The organism is Amorphoplanes friuliensis DSM 7358 (assembly GCF_000494755.1).
Classification (GTDB): domain Bacteria; phylum Actinomycetota; class Actinomycetes; order Mycobacteriales; family Micromonosporaceae; genus Actinoplanes; species Actinoplanes friuliensis.
Window position 1 is genome coordinate 4,470,910 of sequence record NC_022657.1, and the last position, 12,160, is coordinate 4,483,069.

The 12,160-nt window shown below is 71.7% G+C and carries 12 protein-coding genes; 5 read left to right on the forward strand and 7 right to left on the reverse strand.

Annotation, left to right across the window (positions count from 1 at the left end; genetic code table 11):
• The first annotated feature begins 2 nt into the window (after positions 1-2).
• Positions 3-1,217, forward strand: a complete 1,215-nt coding sequence (locus AFR_RS20675; protein WP_023362745.1) for an MFS transporter — start codon at positions 3-5, stop codon at positions 1,215-1,217.
• On the opposite strand, the gene manD is transcribed toward AFR_RS20675, so the two are convergent.
• The 6 genes from manD to AFR_RS20705 are packed head-to-tail and all read right to left on the reverse strand — an operon-like array spanning position 1,203 to position 7,419.
• Positions 1,203-2,411, reverse strand: a complete 1,209-nt coding sequence (manD, locus tag AFR_RS20680; protein ID WP_023362746.1) for a D-mannonate dehydratase ManD — start codon at positions 2,409-2,411, stop codon at positions 1,203-1,205. The two genes, AFR_RS20675 and manD, sit on opposite strands and share 15 nt — an antisense overlap.
• A gap of 1 nt (position 2,412) precedes the next feature.
• On the reverse strand, positions 2,413-3,252 hold the full coding sequence (locus AFR_RS20685; protein WP_023362747.1) for an ABC transporter permease: 840 nt from the start codon (positions 3,250-3,252) through the stop codon (positions 2,413-2,415).
• A complete protein-coding gene (locus tag AFR_RS20690; protein WP_023362748.1) occupies positions 3,252-4,127 on the reverse strand; it encodes an ABC transporter permease in 876 nt (291 codons plus the stop codon). The genes AFR_RS20685 and AFR_RS20690 overlap by 1 nt, the downstream gene beginning before the upstream one ends.
• Entirely contained in the window at positions 4,127-5,188 is a 1,062-nt protein-coding gene (locus AFR_RS20695; protein ID WP_023362749.1) for an ABC transporter ATP-binding protein, read from the reverse strand. Before AFR_RS20695 ends, AFR_RS20690 begins: the two co-directional genes overlap by 1 nt.
• A complete protein-coding gene (locus tag AFR_RS20700) occupies positions 5,185-6,402 on the reverse strand; it encodes an extracellular solute-binding protein (RefSeq protein WP_023362750.1) in 1,218 nt (405 codons plus the stop codon). The genes AFR_RS20695 and AFR_RS20700 overlap by 4 nt, the downstream gene beginning before the upstream one ends.
• Before the next feature lie 27 nt (positions 6,403-6,429).
• The gene (locus AFR_RS20705) at positions 6,430-7,419 is read right to left on the reverse strand and encodes a LacI family DNA-binding transcriptional regulator (RefSeq protein WP_023362751.1); all 990 of its coding nucleotides are present in this window, start codon (positions 7,417-7,419) and stop codon (positions 6,430-6,432) included.
• A 196-nt stretch (positions 7,420-7,615) separates the two neighbouring features.
• On the opposite strand from AFR_RS20705, the gene AFR_RS20710 reads away from it, so the two are divergent.
• From AFR_RS20710 to AFR_RS20720, 3 genes are all read left to right on the forward strand, one after another.
• On the forward strand, positions 7,616-8,584 hold the full coding sequence (locus AFR_RS20710) for a LacI family DNA-binding transcriptional regulator (RefSeq protein WP_041841018.1): 969 nt from the start codon (positions 7,616-7,618) through the stop codon (positions 8,582-8,584).
• On the forward strand, positions 8,581-9,690 hold the full coding sequence (locus AFR_RS20715; RefSeq protein WP_023362753.1) for a hypothetical protein: 1,110 nt from the start codon (positions 8,581-8,583) through the stop codon (positions 9,688-9,690). Before AFR_RS20710 ends, AFR_RS20715 begins: the two co-directional genes overlap by 4 nt.
• Positions 9,691-9,775: 85 nt before the next feature.
• Positions 9,776-10,237 (forward strand): hypothetical protein, encoded by a 462-nt coding sequence (locus AFR_RS20720; RefSeq protein ID WP_023362754.1) that lies wholly within the window; start codon positions 9,776-9,778, stop codon positions 10,235-10,237.
• A 1-nt stretch (position 10,238) separates the two neighbouring features.
• Here AFR_RS20720 and AFR_RS20725 read toward each other — a convergent pair whose 3' ends face one another.
• Positions 10,239-10,784, reverse strand: coding sequence for a hypothetical protein (locus AFR_RS20725; RefSeq protein WP_023362755.1), 546 nt, complete (start codon positions 10,782-10,784; stop codon positions 10,239-10,241).
• 165 nt (positions 10,785-10,949) lie between these two features.
• Here AFR_RS20725 and AFR_RS20730 point away from each other — a divergent pair, with 165 nt between their 5' ends.
• The gene (locus tag AFR_RS20730) at positions 10,950-12,131 is read left to right on the forward strand and encodes an efflux RND transporter periplasmic adaptor subunit (RefSeq protein WP_041841019.1); all 1,182 of its coding nucleotides are present in this window, start codon (positions 10,950-10,952) and stop codon (positions 12,129-12,131) included.
• The last annotated feature ends 29 nt before the right edge of the window (positions 12,132-12,160 follow it).

Consider the following 12,160-nt stretch of genomic DNA (forward strand, 5'->3'; position numbering starts at 1 on the left):
TCGTGACTGAGTTGAGCCGGAATCACCGGTGGGCCGCACTGCTCGCCCTCGCGCTGGGCGGCGTGGCCATCGGGCTGACCGAGTTCGCCGCGATGGGGCTGCTGCCCGAGATCGCCCGCGGACTGCTGCCCGAGGCCTGGGCGGAGTCCTCCTCTGACGCGGTGGCGCGAGGCGGGTGGACCATCACCGCGTACGCGCTGGGTGTGGTCGTCGGCGCACCGACGATCGCCGCGCTGACCGCCCGCGTGCCTCGCAAGAAGCTGGTCCTCGGTCTTCTGGTGCTCTTCGTGGTCGGCACCGTCGCGTCCGCGCTGGCCCCGACCTTTGAGCTCGTGCTGGTGGCGCGGTTCGTCGCGGCGCTGCCGCACGGTGCCTACTTCGGTGCGGCCGGCCTGCTCGCGGCGACGCTGATGGGTCCGGGCAGCGAGGCCCGGGGGTACGCAGCGGTGCTCAGCGGGCTCACAGCGGCCAACGTGGTCGGCGTACCCCTGATCACCCGGCTCGGGCAGACCTCCGGCTGGCGGATCGCGTACCTGGTCATCGCCGGTGTTTTTCTGTTGACCCTGGCGGCCGTGCTGCTGGTGGTGCCGGAGGTCGCGGCCACCCCGGACGGGTCGCCGGCCCGGGAGCTGCACGCTTTGCGCACCCCGCAGGTCTGGCTGGTGGCGGCCACGGCGGCGATCGGGTTCGCCGGGTTCTTCGCCGTGAACAGCTACATCGCGCCGGTCACCACCGAGGTCACCGGGCTGGGGGCGGGCGCCGTCCCCTGGGTGCTGGTCGCGTTCGGGCTCGGGATGACCGTGGGCAACGCCCTCGGCGGGTGGTTCGCCGACCGCAACCTGCGACGGGCCATGCTCATCGGTTTTGCCTGTGTCATCGCCTCGATCGTGCTTTTCGGACTGATCGCCGCCACCACCGCGGGCATCTTCATCGGCGCCTTCCTGATCGGCGCGACCAGCCTGTTCCTCGGCCCGGCGCTGCAGGCGCGGCTGATCACGGTGGCACCCGGCGCGCAGCTGATGGGCGCCGCGGTCAACCAGTCGGCCATGAACGTCGCCAACAGCCTCGGTGCCGCGCTCGGCGGGCTGGTCATCGCCCGCGGTTACGGATATCTGGCCCCGACCTGGGTCGGCGTGGTGCTCGCGGTCGCCGGCCTCGGCCTCGCGGCGGCGGGGTTCGCTACGGAGCGGCGGCGTGAGCTCTCACCAGCTGTGTAGCGTGCCGTCCTCGAGGCGGTTCACCGGCAGCGACGCCGGGCGGTACGGGTAGCGCGCGGCCAGCTCCTCGTCGATGTCGACACCGAGTCCCGGCGTCGTGGACGGGTGCAGGTAGCCGTCCTCGTAGTGGTAGCCGTGCGGGAACACCTCGTCGGTCGCGGCGGTGTGCGGCATGTACTCCTGCAGGCCGAAGTTGGGGATGCTCACGTCGAGGTGCAGCGCCGCCGCCAGGCAGATCGGTGACAGGTCGGTGGCGCCGTGCGACCCGCTGCGCACGTGGTAGAGGTGGGCCAGGTCGAAGATGCGCCGCAGGTGGCTGATCCCGCCCGCGTGCACGACGCTGGCCCGGATGTAGTCGATGAGTTGCCCGGTGATCAGCTCCTGGCAGTCCCAGATGCTGTTGAACACCTCGCCGACCGCCAGCGGTGTGGTGGTGTGCTGCCGGATGAGCCGGTAGCCCTCCTGCAATTCCGCCGGGACAGGATCCTCGAGCCAGGTCAGCGCGTACGGCTCCAGACGGCGGCCCAGCGTGGCGGCCTCGATCGGGGTGAGCCGGTGGTGCGCGTCGTGGAGCAGCCGCAGGTCCGGCCCGAACTCCGCGCGGACGCGTTCGAAGACGCCGGGCACGTGGGCGAGGTAGCGCGGTGTCGACCAGACCTCCTGCGCGGGCAGGGCCGAGCCGGCGGGTTCGTAGGTGCGGGCGTCGGCGCTCACGCCGTACGTGGTGGGGAGGCCGGGGATCGCGGCCTGGACGCGGACCGCGCGGTAGCCCTGGTCGACGAGCCGGCCCACGTCCGTCAGGATGCCGTCCAGGGACGACACCGAGGCGTGGCCGTAGACCGTGACGCCGTCGCGGCTGCGCCCGCCGAGCAACTCGTGGACCGGCAGTCCGGCGACCTTGCCCTTGATATCCCAGAGAGCGGTGTCCACCGCGGCGATCGCGCTCATCGTGACCGGCCCGCGCCGCCAGTACGCGCCCTTGTACAGCAGCTGCCAGGTGTCCTCGATCCGCGCCGGATCACGGCCGAGCAACACGGGCACGACGTGCTCGGTCAGGTACGCGGCAACCGCTTGCTCCCGGCCGTTCAGGGTGGCGTCGCCGACACCGGTCAGGCCATCGTCCGTGACCAGTTTCAGGGTGACGAAGTTGCGGCCCGGGCACGTCACGATCACGCGGGCCTCGGCGATGCGCACCTCAGTCTCCCTCGTCGCGGACGCGGGCGACCAGCTGGGTGGGGTTGACGAAACGCAGAGCCAGGACCAGCAGCACGAGCATCATCGACGTGTAGATGACCGCCATGGCGTCGATCGACTGCTGCGCGCGGATCCCGGCCGCCGACATCGAGTAGTAGAGGGCCACGACGAGGGTCTGCGAGTCGGGCCCGGCGGTGAGGAAGGTCAGCTCGAACATCCCGACCGTCCGGACCAGCACCAGGATCGACGCGGCCAGGATCCCGGGCACGAGCAGCGGCGTCAGGATGCGGACGAAGACCTGGCGGGTGTTCGCGCCGCACATGCGGGCCGCGCGTTCGACGGCCGGGTCGATCTGCTCGATGAACGGTGTCATCGTCAGGATCACGAACGGCACGGACGGCACGAGGTTGGCCAGCACGACGCCGGACAGGTTGCCGGCGAAGCCGTACTTGTAGAGCACGGTCGCGAGCGGGATGCCGTAGGTGATCGGTGGCATCAGGATCGGCAGCAGGAACAGCAGATAGAGCAGCCGGCGGCCGGGAAAACTGCGCCGGGCCAGCACGTACGCGGCCGGCACGCCGATCAGCACGGAGATGCCGACGACCAGCGCCGACACCTCCAGCGTCACGATCAGCACCGGGAGCAGGGTGAACTCGTCCCAGGACTGGGCGTACCAGCGGGTTGTCCAGCCGGTGGGCAGCCACGTGTCGAACCACTGCGTACCGACGGAACTGACGACGACCGAGCCGATGACGCCGGCCAGCATGACGAAGAATGCGGCCACCACACCCCAGACGAGCCAGGCGGCCGGGGTCGCCACGATGCTGCGCCGCGCCGCCATCAGCCCTTCCCTCCGGCCGTCGACCCGGTGTAGAGCAGCGCCCGCCAGCCGAGCACGGCTCCGATCACGATCAACTCCACCAGGCCCATCAGTACGGCCACAGCCGACGCGAGCGGGTAGTCGTAGCGGACGTACGCGGCGTCGTACGCGGCGATCGACATCACCCGCGTGGTCCCGGACGGGTCCCCGACCAGCACCGCCGACGGGAAGACGCTGAACGCCAGCACGAACGTCAGGCAGAACGTGGTGGCGAGTCCGGGCGCCAGGAGCGGCAGGGTGATCCGCCGGAAGCGCTGCCAGCGCCCGGCGCCGAGGGTCGCGGCGGCGCGTTCGAGGCTCGGGTCGATGCCCGACAGGTACGACAGGACCAGCAGGAACGCGAACGGGAAGCCGGTGATGACCAGCGAGAAGAAGACACCCCAGTAGTTGTTGGTCAGGCGTACGGGTGCGTCGGCGAGCCCGGTGCTCAGCAGCGTGCGGTTGAACCAGCCGGTCGGCCCGAGGAAGTTCAGCAGGCCCTGCGCCGTCAGCACCGTGCCGAGGGTGATCGGCACGACCAGCACGGTGGTCAGCAACCGCTTGCCCCGGAACCGCCCCCGCATCCGGTACGCGATCGGCACCGAAGCGAGCACGTTCAGCAGCGCGGCAGGCAACGACAACTGCAACGTCGTCCCGATCGTGTCCCGCAGGTACGCGTCGGTGAAGAACTCCCTGTACGCCCCCAGCGCCCCGCCCTCCACGGGCTGGAACGACAGGCCCACGCCGTACAGGAAGGGGTAGATGAAGAGCAGGAGGACAAAGACAGCCGCCGGAATCAGGAGGAGCAGTTGGCGGTCGATGCCGCGCTCGGCGAGGCGGTGCCGCAGCGCGACCATCACGCACCGTCCGCGGGGAAGACCAGCAGCCGCCGGGGCTCGACGGTGACGGTGATCCGGTCGCCGACCGCGGGCCGGTCGACGGAACGCAGGTTGAGCGGGATGCCACCGGGCGTGCGGGCCTCGACGGCCACCTCGCGACCCTGGTATTCGACGACCTCGACCGTGGCCGGCACCCCCGTGCCGCCGGCCGGGCCGATCGTCAGGTCCTCCGGGCGGGTCCCGGCGATCACGTCGCTGCCGGGCGCGAGGTCACCGACCGGCGTGCCGAGCAGCTCCCGGCCCTCGACCTCGACGACCACACCGGCACCGCGACGGGCCCCGGCCTTCAACGGCAACAGGTTGCGATATCCCATGAAGTCCGCGACGTGCCAGTTCGCCGGCTCGGTGTGGAGCTGCTCCGGCGTGCCGATCTGCTGGACGCGGCCCGCGCGCAGCACGACCAGGCGGTCGGCGAGCGACAGCGCCTCCTCCTGGTCGTGCGTCACGTAGACCGTGGTCAGCCCGAGCGACTGGTGCAGACGCCGGATCTCCGTCCGCATCTCCAGCCGCAGCTTCGCGTCGAGGTTCGACAACGGCTCGTCCATCAGCACCAGCGACGGCTCCAGAACCACCGCCCGCGCGATGGCCACACGTTGCTGCTGACCGCCACTGAGCTGGCCCGGGAGCTTGCCCGCCTGGTCCTCCAGGTGCACCAGCCGCAACGCCTCGTCCACGCGGCGGCGGATCTCGGCCCGCGGCACCCGCCGCATCTGGAGGCCGAAGGCGATGTTCTTCCGGACGGGCAGGTGCGGGAAGAGCGCGTAGTTCTGGAAGACCATCCCGAAGCCGCGCCGCTCGGGCGGCAGCACGTCGAGCCGCGCCTCGTCCTGCCAGATGCTGCCGCGGGTCAGCGGCAGCAGCCCGGCGAGACAGTTCAGCGCGGTCGACTTGCCGCATCCGGACGGTCCCAGCAGCGCGATGAACTCGCCCCGCTTGATCGTCAGGTCCAGCCCGGCGAGCGCCGCGTGACCACCGAAGCTGCGGCTGACGCCGTCCAGGCGCAGCTCCTCGAAGCTCACTTGGCCACCTTGGCGCCACCGATCTCGCGGTCCCACCGGTCGAAGGCGGCAACCAGTTCCTTCGAGCCGAGCGGCACCTCCAGGGGGTTCTTGGCGATCAGGTCGGGATACTCCGGCCGTCCGAACTCCTCGATCGCCGCGCGGCTGTCCGCCGGGGCCATGGCCAGGTCGACGTCCTTGACCGCCGGGCCGGGGTAGAAGTAGCCCTTGTCGTAAGCCTTGGCCTGCTGTTCCTTGGTGAGCATGTGCGCGAGCAGCAGCAGGATCGCGGACTGTTTGTCGGTCGAGACACCCTTGGGCACCACGGCGTAGTGCGCGTCGGTGACCCAGTGAAAGCCTTCCAGGGTCCCGATCGCGGCTTCCTTGGGCACGGTGCCGAGCACCCGCGGGTTGATGTCCCAGCCGGTCGTCGAGGCGATGATCTTCGCGGAGCCGTTGGCGAGGTTCTTCATCGTCTCGCCGGTGCTCGACGGGTAGAGCGTCACGTACTTGTTGAGCTCACCCAGGTAGGCCCACGTCTTGTCCCAGCCGCCCGTCGGGTCCTTGGGGTCGGAGTCACCGAGCAGGTAAGGCAGGCCCATCAGGAAGGTGCGGCCCGGCCCCGAGTTCGACGGGCGGGCGTACTGCACCGCGCCCGGGTTGGCCTTGGCGTAATCGAGCAGCTCCTGCGCTGTCTTCGGCGGGTTCGGCACCTTGGCGGGCAGATATTCGATCAGCGGCCCGGACGGGTAGTAGGTCACGGTCACCCCGGAATCCCCGGCCAGCTTCTGCATGGCCGCGGCCCCGGGCAGATACTCCTGTACGCCGGGAAGGCGGTCGGCGTACTTCGTCAGCAACGGGTTCCACAGGCCCTGCTCGATGCCGGCGGACAGCCCGTCGACACCGGTCAGCACCAGGTCGATGTCGACGCGGTTCGCGTTCTGCTGGGCCTTGACCTTCCCGACGAGTTCCGGCGCCGGTGACTTCGAGTAGGTCACCTTGCTGACCACACCGGAGTTCTTGCTGACGAAGTCGTCGATCATGCCCTGGGTGAGCTGGAGGTTCCCGGCGACGTCGAGGATGTTCAGCGTGACGGCCTTGCCGGGCTTGGCGGGCACCTCACCGCCGTCGTCCTGGGCGGATCCTCCGGAGTCGGGGGCACTGCAGGCGCTGAGCAGCAGCAGGGCGGTGGTGGCGGCGGCAGTGACGACGCGGCGGCGGGCGAGTGGTGGCATGGCGAGCCTTCCTCGAGGGGACGGATCTCAGGCGGGAGGCGGCGGCCCGGTGGAGCCCCGGACCATGAGCTGCGTGCCCAGCTCGCGGCGGGTGGCGCCGAAGCGGGCGGGGTCCTGCAACAGGCCCAGCAGCAGGTCGACGCCGGCCCGGCCACAACTCTCCATGGGCAGGCCGACCGTGGTGAGCGACGGGTGGACCATCGCCGCCAGCGGGATGTCGTCGAAGCCGATCACGCTGATCGCGGCGGGCACGGTGATCCCGCGCGCGTTGAAGCGGCTGAGCAGGCCCAGCGCGATGACGTCGTTGTAGGCGATGACGGCGGTGACACCGGCGGCGAGCACGGGGTCGGCGGCGGCCACCCCGCCGTCGTACTGCGGCTGGACCGGGCCGATCTCGACCAGCTCGACACCGGCGGCCGTGGTCGCGGCCCGGAGCCCGCGGACGCGTTCCCGGTTGGACCAGGACGTCCGTGGCCCGGCGACGTAGGCGATCCGCCGGTGCCCGAGGGCGGTGAGGTGGGTGACGGCCTGCCGCATGCCGTCGACGTTGGCGAAGGTGATCGCCGGGATGCGGCCGACCCGGCGGTTCAGCATGACGAGCGGGGTCTCCGCCGCGAAGCTGCGCAACTCCTGCTCGCCCATCCGCGGGGAACAGAGGATGAGCCCGTCGACCTGTTTGGCGAGGGTCCTCACCAGCTGGGTCTCGGCGGCCGGGTCCTCGTCGGTGTCGGCGAGGAAAAGCGCGTGGTCGGCCTCGCGGGCGCGGGCCTGGATGCCCTTGACGACACCCGGGAAGAACGGGTTGCCCAGGTCAGGGACGATCAGCCCGAGGTTGCCGGTCCGGCCCGTGATCAGGCCCCGGGCGGCCCGGTTGGGGGAGTAGCCGAGGTCGGTCGCCGCCCGCCGGACCCGCTCGCCGGTCTCGGCGCGCACCAGATCCGGTGTCGAGAGGGCGCGGCAGACCGTGGACGGCGACACCCCGGCCGCCCGGGCCACATCCTTGATCGTCACCGCCATCGGGTCTCCGCATCGTCCAGAGGGGACTGCGGAGAGTGTGAATTTCCTGACGAAGCGCTGTCAATAGAAGTTGATCGATGAGAATGAAATCGTTTGCGGAACGTTTCGGCCCGGCGTGCGCGGAGCGGAAGCTGACACGTGTAACTTGCTCGTGTCAGCTTTGTCAGCGGAACGGCTCCGGCAAGAGGCGACGGTTATGACAGACAGCACGACACGACGGGTGACCAGCGCGGACGTCGCCCGGGTCGCGGGAGTGTCCCGCGCGACCGTCAGCTACGTCCTCAACGACACCCCGCACCAGACCATCTCGGCGGCGACCCGCACCCGCGTCCTCGATGCCGCCGCCGGGCTCGGTTACGCACCCTCCGCGGCGGCCCGGGCCCTGCGGACCGGCCGCTCCGACGTGGTCCTGTGCCTGCTGCCGGACTGGCCGATCGGCCCCGAGATCGGCACCCTGCTGGGCAACCTCTCGACCGAGCTCGCCCGGTCCGGGCTGACCTTCGTCGCCCACCCCGGCAGCCGCGCCGACCGCCCCATCACCGACCTGTGGAAGGCGATCACACCCGCGGCCGTGCTGGCGTTCACCGACTTCTCCGCCGCCGAGGTCGGCGCGATGCGGGCGGCCGGGGTCGCCCTGGTCGTCGGGCTCCTCGGCCGCGAGCTCGAGATCCCGCAGCAGCACGTCGGCCGCCTCCAGGCCGGGCACCTCACCGCGGCGGGCCACACCGCCCTCGGGTACGCCTACCCCGACGACGAGCGGGTGCGGATCTTTGCGGAGCCGCGCCTCCGGGGTGCCCGCTCCGGCTTCCCGGACCTGTCCGTACGTGTGGTGCCGCTAAACCCGGAGGCCGCCGCCGTCGCGGTGCGGCAGTGGCGGGAGGAGGGCGTGACGGGGGTGTGTGCGTACAACGACGAGGTGGCGATGGCCGTGCTCGCGGGGATGCGCCGCGAAGGGCTGGACGCCCCCGGTGACCTCGCCGTCATCGGCGTCGACGACATCCCGGCTGCCCGGCTGGCTGTGCCCGCCCTGACCACCGTCACCACGGATCAGGCCGTCGTGGCGGCACATCTGGCGGAGACCGTGGTCGCGGAGATCTACGACCGGACCCTGCCGGCCCGGGAGTTGACCGAGGTCGTCCGGGTCGTCCGCCGGGAGTCGGCGTGACGAGCCCGGACGGTTACCACCACCCGGTCCGGGCCCGGTTGCGCGGACTGTCCCTCAACCCGGCCCTGTCCGGCGCGGTTGCCGTCCGGCTCGTCCCGTTCTGGAGCGAGCTCCACTACACGATGATGTACCGGCCTGCGTGGCCGGACGACGTGTTCGACGCCCTGGCCGCGCACCCCGAGGTGAAGGTGCGCGCGGTGCTGGCCGAGTCGGCGGGTCTCACCCCGTCGCAGCGGGCCCGGCTGCTCTGCGACGCCAATCGCACAGTCCGGGAGCTGGCGGCGGAAGTGCCTGTTTTCGAGGCCGCGGGCAAGCCCTCGCAGCGGTGGAAACTCCAGAAGGCGCCGGGTCCCCTCGATCTGTCCCTGGTCGCCGACGGCAACGAGTACGTCCGTGCGGGCGTCGCCGCCCATCCCAGCCTTCCCGACAGTCTGATCCCGGTCCTGGCCGTCGATCCGTCACCCCGGGTCCGGCTGGCGCTGTCGATGCGACCCGGGCTGAGCGAGGAGCAGCGCGCGGCGATCGACTACGAGCTGGGCCCCGACGATCGGCTCGAACCCCTGGTCTGGGTCTGCACGACGACGGACCCCGAGGTCCTGCGCGGCTGTGCGCTGTCGGCCCACCCCGGCCTGCGTCGCAGCAGCACGTACCACCCGGAACTGCCCGCCGACCTCGTCGAGATGCTCGGGACCGACGAGGACCCGGTGGTCCGGCTGCTGCTGTGCGAGAACCAGCCCGGCGCCCCCGCTGAGACGGTGCTGCGGGCCTACCTGGAGACCCGGATCGTCACCCGCGGCCGGTTGCTGAGGCACCCGAACTTCACCCCCGCCGGACTCGCGCGGCTTGCGGACTCGGCCGACGAGCAGGCCCGTGCGGTCGTACCGATGGATCCGGCCACCTCGCCCGAGCTGATCGAACGGCTCAGCCACGACGAGTCGGCTCTGGTCCGGCGGGCGGCGGCGGCCGACGGCCGGTTGCCGGCCGGGCGGCTGCGGGAGCTCTTCGACGATCCGGCCACCGCCGGGCCGGCGGCGTGCAACCCGGGCCTCCCGGACGACCTCATCGAGCGCATCCTCGCCGACGCGGCCGGGTACGCGTCGCACTGACAACAGACGCACAGGCAGGGCACATGGGGATCCCAGGCGCGGGGCGAAAGGTAGTCGAAAGAAGCGCACCGATCTGGGGGATCTGATGCTGGTACAGCTGGACCGCAACGAGACGAACCGTACGTTCACCCCGAACTCGACGGCGGTGCCGCTGCCGGACCTGAACACGCAGCGGCACAGCCCGGTCGTCGCCGTCCTGGGCTATCCCGGCCGGGTCGCCGGGCTCGCCGCGCACCTGCCCGCGGGCTGGACGTTGCGTCATCCGGCGGGCCTCGACGACATCCGCGCGGGCGAGATCGTGCTCATCAGCGGCGCGACCGTGCACGACGTGAGCACCGCGCGGGCGCTGCTGCCGGCCCGGTCCCGGATCGTCACCCTGGTCGACGACGACGCCCCCGCGGAACTCGTCGCCGGTGTCCTCACCGCCGGTGCGGACGTGTGTGTCCGTGGCGGGCTGCCCGCGATCCTGGCCAGCCACCTGGTCGCCTGCCGGCGCCGGCAGCTGGCCGACCGCTGGAACGACGTGCAGGACGCGCTGCCCCGCTGACTCAGTTCGCCGGCGCGAGCGCCTTGCACGTCTCGGCGGCCTTCTGCACCGCCGGGTCGCCGGTCGCCAGGGGCGCCTCGCCCAGGGTGACCCCGTGATCCTGCAGACAGGTGCGGTAGGCCGCGCTCATGCCGCCGCCATCACCCCGGCCGGTGCCGTTGCCACCGCCGGGACGTCCGCTGGGACGTACCGATGCGCACGCCGCCTGTGCTTTTTCCCAGGTCGCGTCGTCGACCCCGGCAGGCCGCCCGAAGCCGCCGCCGGTCCTTTCACTCCCTGAGGGTCGCGGCAGCCCGGACGGGCGGGCACCGTCCGGCGCGCCCGAAGGCCGCACCCGGGCACCCCCGGACGGCATGGTGATCGTGACCCCGTTCTGCTTCAGACATTCCGTGTACGCGGTGAAAGCACCGCCCCCGGCCTGACCCCCGCCGCTGCTGGGGGTCGCCTCGGTGCCCCCGCTGCAGGCACCCGCGGCGAAGAGCAGCGCCGCCGAGGCGACGACCAGTCCCGCGATCCGGCGGGGTGACGTGGTTCTGAGCTGCGGCACGGTTTGCTCCTCGGTGAAGATCCTGCGGATACGACGCTCCAGACAAGACCGCCCACCTCGCGGCTACGTCGGACGTACCTCGGAATCTGCGTGGAGACCGGCTCCGAGGGAACTCCGAGGTGGGATCGAGCCGGCCGCGAGGACCCGCGGTGACACTTCCGGACCATGGGTGACTGGCGCGGGGGACACCGGCGGTGGATGTGGGCGGCCGGGATCGTCGTGGTCCTGCTGCTCGGCGCGGGAGCCGCGCGGCTGGTGACCGCCGGCGGCAACCCGAAGCCGGCCGTGGCCGCCACCGTGGCGGTGGACCGGGGTGCGGTGACGCTCGAGGTCGCCACGACCGGCACCCTCGAACCGGCGCAGACCCGCAGCCTGTCCTTCGCGGTCGCGGGCACGGTCGAGAGTGTCAAGGTGCGGGCGGGCACGCTGGTGACGCCCGGGCAGACCCTCGCCACGATCGACGACACGGATGCGGCCGCCGCGGTCGACTCCGCGCGGGACACCCTCACCGAGGCGCAGGACGCACTCACGGAAGCGCGCGAGGCCCCCACCTCCTCGTGCGGCGTGGTCCCGGCGGCCTGGACGAGCCCGTCGACCCAGCCGTCGCCGTCGCGTAGCTCGGCACCGGCCGAGACGCCCGCGCCTGCCCGGACCACGGCGCCTGCCCGGACCAGCGCGCCTGCCCGGACTTCTGCCCCTGCGCGTGGCGCCGCGCCGACGACGTGTGCCGCGAAGGGCGGCCGGGCCGACCCGGTGCTCAGCGCCCAGCAGCGGGTCAACCAGGCCGAGGTCGCCCTGGCGAACGCCGAGGACAGGCTCGACGGCACCACCATCACCGCCCCGATTGCCGGCCGGATCCTCTCGGTCTCGGGAAAGGTCGGCAGCCAGATCGGTGCCGGTACGGCCTTCCTGACGCTGGCCGACGTCTACGACATGCAGATCAGCGCCGACTTCCCCGAGGCCGACGCGGACCGTCTCGCGGTGAAGCAGAAGGCGGCGGTCACGCTGGCCGACCGGGCGGGGAAGATCTTCGGCGCGACCGTTGTCCAGGTCGACCCCGCCGGTACGAACGACGGCACGATGGTCCGCTACGGCGTGCTGCTGTCGTTCGACGACGCCCCGGACGACCTGCTCGTCGGGCAGAGCGCGGGTGTCCGGGTCACCACCGGCTCGGCCGCCGACGTGCTGCGGGTGCCGAGCACCGCGGTGCACGACGTCACGGGCGGCTCCGGGACCGTGCTGCGCGACGGCGCCAGGCTCGAGGTGGGTGTGGGGCTGCGGGGTGATCTGTACACCGAGATCACGTCCGGGCTGGCCGAGGGTGCGGCCGTCGTGCGGTCGTGGTGACGGCGGCCCAGGTCGCTCCTAGGGTATTC

Excerpts from the sequence above, each read along its gene's own strand:
- AFR_RS20710 (WP_041841018.1), top strand. The coding sequence starts at position 7,616 with ATGACAGACAGCACGACACGACGGGTGACCAGCGCGGACGTCGCCCGG.
- AFR_RS20730 (WP_041841019.1), top strand. The coding sequence starts at position 10,950 with ATGGGTGACTGGCGCGGGGGACACCGGCGGTGGATGTGGGCGGCCGGG.
- AFR_RS20700 (WP_023362750.1), bottom strand. The coding sequence starts at position 6,402 with ATGCCACCACTCGCCCGCCGCCGCGTCGTCACTGCCGCCGCCACCACC.
- AFR_RS20685 (WP_023362747.1), bottom strand. The coding sequence starts at position 3,252 with ATGGCGGCGCGGCGCAGCATCGTGGCGACCCCGGCCGCCTGGCTCGTC.
- AFR_RS20705 (WP_023362751.1), bottom strand. The coding sequence starts at position 7,419 with ATGGCGGTGACGATCAAGGATGTGGCCCGGGCGGCCGGGGTGTCGCCG.
- AFR_RS20690 (WP_023362748.1), bottom strand. The coding sequence starts at position 4,127 with ATGGTCGCGCTGCGGCACCGCCTCGCCGAGCGCGGCATCGACCGCCAA.
- AFR_RS20720 (WP_023362754.1), top strand. The coding sequence starts at position 9,776 with ATGCTGGTACAGCTGGACCGCAACGAGACGAACCGTACGTTCACCCCG.